This window comes from Alteromonas sp. 5NS40-0096 (genome assembly GCF_057544385.1).
This window is the reverse complement of the sequence record NZ_BAAJLQ010000020.1, coordinates 1-1,653: the sequence shown is the minus strand read 5'-3', so window position 1 is coordinate 1,653 and position 1,653 is coordinate 1. Positions and strand designations below refer to the sequence as shown.

The 1,653-nt window shown below is 50.6% G+C and carries 2 rRNA genes; both read right to left on the bottom strand.

Annotated features, from left to right (window positions below):
* Positions 1 to 97 (bottom strand): 5S ribosomal RNA (gene rrf, locus AC27G9_RS21235); the annotation flags it as partial.
* A gap of 152 nt (positions 98 to 249) precedes the next feature.
* A 23S ribosomal RNA gene (locus AC27G9_RS21230) occupies positions 250 to 1,653 on the bottom strand; the annotation flags it as partial.

Sequence of the window (1,653 nt, the reverse complement as noted above, 5' to 3'; positions counted from 1 at the left end):
TCACATGGGGAGACCCCACACTACCATCGCCGCTAATACGTTTCACTTCTGAGTTCGGAATGGAATCAGGTGGGTCCGTATCGCTATGGCCGCCAGACAAAAACTGTCGCGCTAATTCGTGATTTATCACCAATTAACTGAATACTTAACAACTAGAAAGCTGATTAATCAATCTGAGTAACACTACTCTATCTTCTATCTTAGTAAACTTGTCTACAACACCAAGGCCTAAAGCCACTTTGGCGTTGTATGGTTAAGCCTCTCGGGCAATTAGTACAGGTTAGCTTAACGCCTTACAACGCTTCCACACCCTGCCTATCAACGTCATCGTCTATAACAACCCTTCCAGAACTTAAAGTTCAGGGATGACTCATCTTTGGGCCGGCTTCCCGCTTAGATGCTTTCAGCGGTTATCCGTTCCGAACGTAGCTACCGGGCAATGCCATTGGCATGACAACCCGAACACCAGCGGTTCGTCCACTCCGGTCCTCTCGTACTAGGAGCAGCTCCCATCAATCATCCAACGCCCACACCAGATAGGGACCGAACTGTCTCACGACGTTCTAAACCCAGCTCGCGTACCACTTTAAATGGCGAACAGCCATACCCTTGGGACCGACTTCAGCCCCAGGATGTGATGAGCCGACATCGAGGTGCCAAACACCGCCGTCGATATGAACTCTTGGGCGGTATCAGCCTGTTATCCCCGGAGTACCTTTTATCCGTTGAGCGATGGCCCTTCCATACAGAACCACCGGATCACTATGACCTACTTTCGTACCTGCTCGACGTGTCTGTCTCGCAGTTAAGCTAGCTTATGCCATTGCACTAACCTCACGATGTCCGACCGTGATTAGCTAACCTTCGTGCTCCTCCGTTACTATTTGGGAGGAGACCGCCCCAGTCAAACTACCCACCAGACACTGTCCACAATCCCGATTAGGGACCTATGTTAGAACATCAAACATACAAGGGTGGTATTTCAAGGACGGCTCCATGCAAACTGGCGTTCACACTTCAAAGCCTCCCACCTATCCTACACATGTAGGTTCAATGTTCAGTGCCAAGCTGTAGTAAAGGTTCACGGGGTCTTTCCGTCTAGGTGCGGGTACACTGCATCTTCACAGCGATTTCAATTTCACTGAGTCTCGGGTGGAGACAGCGTGGCCATGGTTACACCATTCGTGCAGGTCGGAACTTACCCGACAAGGAATTTCGCTACCTTAGGACCGTTATAGTTACGGCCGCCGTTTACCGGGGCTTCGATCAAGAGCTTCGCTTACGCTAACCCCATCAATTAACCTTCCGGCACCGGGCAGGTGTCACACCCTATACGTCCTCTTTCGAGTTTGCAGAGTGCTGTGTTTTTAATAAACAGTCCCAGCCACCTGGTCACTGCGGCCCCCGAATGCTTACGGCGCAAGGCCTTCACAAACAGGGGCGTACCTTCTCCCGAAGTTACGGTACAATTTTGCCGAGTTCCTTCACCCGAGTTCTCTCAAGCGCCTTAGTATTCTCTACCTGACCACCTGTGTCGGTTTGGGGTACGGTTCGTATTATCATAAGTTTAGAAGATTTTCCTGGAAGCAGGGCATCAACCACTTCAGCTCCGTAGAGCCTCGTCTCGTGTCTCAGCCTTAAGAACCCGGATTT